Origin of the sequence: Neisseria polysaccharea (assembly GCF_963392925.1) — a bacterium.
GTDB lineage: Bacteria > Pseudomonadota > Gammaproteobacteria > Burkholderiales > Neisseriaceae > Neisseria > Neisseria polysaccharea.
Window position 1 is genome coordinate 1 of sequence record NZ_CAUJNZ010000030.1, and the last position, 3,218, is coordinate 3,218.

Genomic DNA, 3,218 nt, shown 5'->3' on the forward strand with positions numbered 1-3,218 from the left:
TTTTTCGCCCCAATCAAAGCCGCCTTTATTTCCTGTTGTGCCTATGTTTGCCCAAAAGTCGGGAATGAATGGTAAAAACAGCCTGAAAAAACTGTAAACAAAGCCAACAACGTAGGTTATGAACAAAATGGGCAAACCAATAAAAACATATACACTAATGCCTGCAATGACAACGGCCACAATCCAAGCAAAGCAAATGAAAATAGTATGTAACCAGTCCATAATTTATCTTTGATATTCTTGTTTGATAGCCTTGCATTCACTTAAGATTTTTTCATAATCAATCTCATGCGGCCATGTTGAATATAGGTAATTTCTTATTTCAATCAACCTATTACGACCTTCATTATTATTCAACAAATACTCTTGATAGTTTAATTTACGGCTGATTAAAGCCAAACTTGAAGCTACAACTTCAATCAACACTTCTTTTTCCATTATTGTTGCCATAATCACCCTCCTTTTTTCCGTATGATTTCATTCATTGAATAAACTACCTTGTGGGTTGCGCTGGAATTTGAAAAGCAGCGTAGCCACTTTACGCCCACGCTTTCGGGCTTCCCATTCAATCAGCCAATTATCTTTTTCTGTGAGTTCTTTAATTGCTGGCTCAATAACCCATCTTCTCAAATCGCTAAAATTTTTTTTATGGCTTTCTTTTGCTTCCATAGCGTGCCAAAACTCTTCAATAGGCATAGAAAGCCAGCCAGAGCCGTCTTTTTTATCTTTCATCTGCTCAAACAATTCAAGCAGCCGCCATGAGTGAATAGAGCGGAGCGCAGCAGCTTGTTGAAGTTGGTATTTAGTGAACTCTTTTTGCAACTCAAAAAGAAAAGGGAAAACGTATTCAGAAAACCTGAACTTAACTAAACCCTCGTCTTTGAAGTAATCATATCCCTGAACCCAAATTGTGGTGCGCGTACCGATTTTTTTGCCGTCTGTAATTTGCCAAGACAGGGTGCGTTTCATCAAGGTATGAACAGCCCCTTTTAGCTCATTATAGGCGGTTCGAATATCCACCTCATAAGTGTCGGCATACTCTTGCGCCGTTAATTTTATCTCCCCATTTACGCCCCCGAGCTTGGCAATACCTGCCATTAAAATCCGCTTTTCTACCAAGTTCAGCGTTTGTGCGGAACGTGTAATGTAGTTTGAAATAACAACATTGCGATTAGCCAAAGTTTCTGATTTTTTGACAATATTAGCCATAACTGAGAGAACCTTACTACAAATAAGAGAAAAAAATTATTATCGCACAACAGATAAAGAGAGTAAATTTTTTTTCTCGTACTTGTAGCAAACTTCCCTCATTTCCGCCTGTGGATTGTGTAGCAAATTTCTCGCAGTCAGTAGCAAATTTCTCGCAGTCAGTAACAAATTTCTCGCACTTGTAGCAAATTTCTCGCACGAAAAACGCAAAAAAAATCGCTGTAAGCCTTGATACAAAAGGCTTACAGCGTTTTCCACAGGCTCTATAAAAAGGTTTTTAAAAATATTAAAAATGATGAAAAACCGCCCGCCCCTGATTTTTTGTTGATAAATCGCCATTTTTTACACCGCACACGTTTGAAATTTTTCGCGCTTACGCAGCTTCAAAATTTCGCCTACGGCTAAAACCCAATAATGAGCCTACGGCATTTTTTGGGAGCTGCTTGACGCAGCTCATGCAGCCCAACCATTCGCGCACCAAATCACAACAACCGAACGGCAAAGGTTTTTGTTCAACAGGAAAGAAAAACAGGTTTCAGGCTGCCCCACAGGTTACCCGGAATTTGACTGTTTTTGGTCTTCAATGATGAAGTGCGGAGATGGCTTCATTAAACAAACGTGCGCTAGCCCCCCTAGAATGCACGCAGATTGATTTTTAATGCTCGTCCTATGCCAGAGTATCCACGAAGCCAAAACGCGCTATAACGCGAAAATAAGCCCAAAAAAAGAGATTTCCTAAAATCAACGGTTTTGATAGCGGCGGGCGCGGCGGCGGTTTAACTGTTTTCCGGCGGTTGCGGAGAATCATCACTGTATTGCAGAAAAACCATATCCCAAGCCATACGGTTTGCCATCCAGCGTTCCAAGATGGCAGGAATTTCGCGGCAGTCCCAACCGTTTTTAACGATTTCGGGGTGCTTACGGTAAGCGTTCATCACGTCATCAATCCTGATGAAGTAAGCCCCGTCATCGTCAAAATCGCCATAACCGTTCAGGTTTTGGCATTCGGCTACCAGCCAATCGGCAAAAAGGGGGTTATAGCCATACTGCCCCAGCGGAGCGGTAACGGTTTGCGGTTTTGGCTGAACCGCCACAGATTTTGGGAAGTCCGATTTTTTTTCCTGTTGTCGCCAAGTAGAAACCCAGTAGCTGATGATAGAAGCGGAAACTTTGCGTCCCTGCTTTTGGGCTTCGGGTTGGAGTATTTCGGCGATTTGGTAAAAGGGATAACCCTTACTTCGGAGCATCAGAATTTGGGTTTTGAAGGGCAGAAGCCAGCCAGAATTGCGCTTCGGATACGGCGGCGGTAGATTTTGCATTGTTTTTCCTTGTCATATAGGGTTTCCTAGGCTGATATAGCCCGATGTAAACCTTACTATAACGAACTAGGGACATCTAGACAAATATATGAAAAATATAAGAAATATCTAGCTATGGCAGGATAGCCTAAAGGCGAAAAAGGTAAACCTTTTTTAACGCGCCCAGCGCGTTATGATTGCTGCCTTCAGCAGCAAAGGAAGTTTTTTAACGGTGCAATTTTTTGAATTATGGACAACAGAAAAAGAAAAAACCGCCCCCCATTGCTGGCAGGCGGAAACTTTCGTTTTTTGTTTGTGGTCAGGTTAGCTTGCAAATTGACTGAACAGCCAAACCACGGCTAAAATAAAACCGTGGTTTACTTCCAGTGTCAGCAGCAGCTTGTTCCCCTGTACAAGGATTTTGAGCTTCATGCTTCACTCCAAATGTGAGGTTAATCACACAGGCGAGAGCTTCGCAAAAATCCCCGTTGCAGCGGGGATTTTTGCTGTCCCCGCCCACCGAATTACCGCCCGAAAGCGGTAATTTTTCATTATAGCATTGGCTATCTTCTGTTACGTTCTTCGTTCATGTTCTGAATGCGGATATGCTCCACTAGCTCGCGGTGCTTATCCGCTTCGGTTTTTTCGCCCCAATCAAAGCCGCCTTTATTTCCTGTTGTGCCTATGTTTGCCCAAAAGTCGGGAATGAAT

4 protein-coding genes are annotated in these 3,218 nt (G+C 42.6%); all 4 read right to left on the bottom strand.

Annotated features, from left to right (window positions below):
* Positions 1–222, bottom strand: a 222-nt coding sequence (locus RDY34_RS10455) for a hypothetical protein (RefSeq protein ID WP_308184581.1), incomplete at its 3' end; no start/stop codon positions are given.
* 3 nt (positions 223–225) lie between these two features.
* Positions 226–450 (bottom strand): hypothetical protein, encoded by a 225-nt coding sequence (locus tag RDY34_RS10460; protein ID WP_304671109.1) that lies wholly within the window; start codon positions 448–450, stop codon positions 226–228.
* A 27-nt stretch (positions 451–477) separates the two neighbouring features.
* Positions 478–1,209: a replication initiation protein gene (locus RDY34_RS10465; RefSeq protein ID WP_308074888.1), complete on the bottom strand. Its 732-nt coding sequence runs from the start codon at positions 1,207–1,209 to the stop codon at positions 478–480.
* A 776-nt stretch (positions 1,210–1,985) separates the two neighbouring features.
* Positions 1,986–2,528: a hypothetical protein gene (locus RDY34_RS10470; protein WP_308074886.1), complete on the bottom strand. Its 543-nt coding sequence runs from the start codon at positions 2,526–2,528 to the stop codon at positions 1,986–1,988.
* Positions 2,529–3,218: the final 690 nt, after the last annotated feature.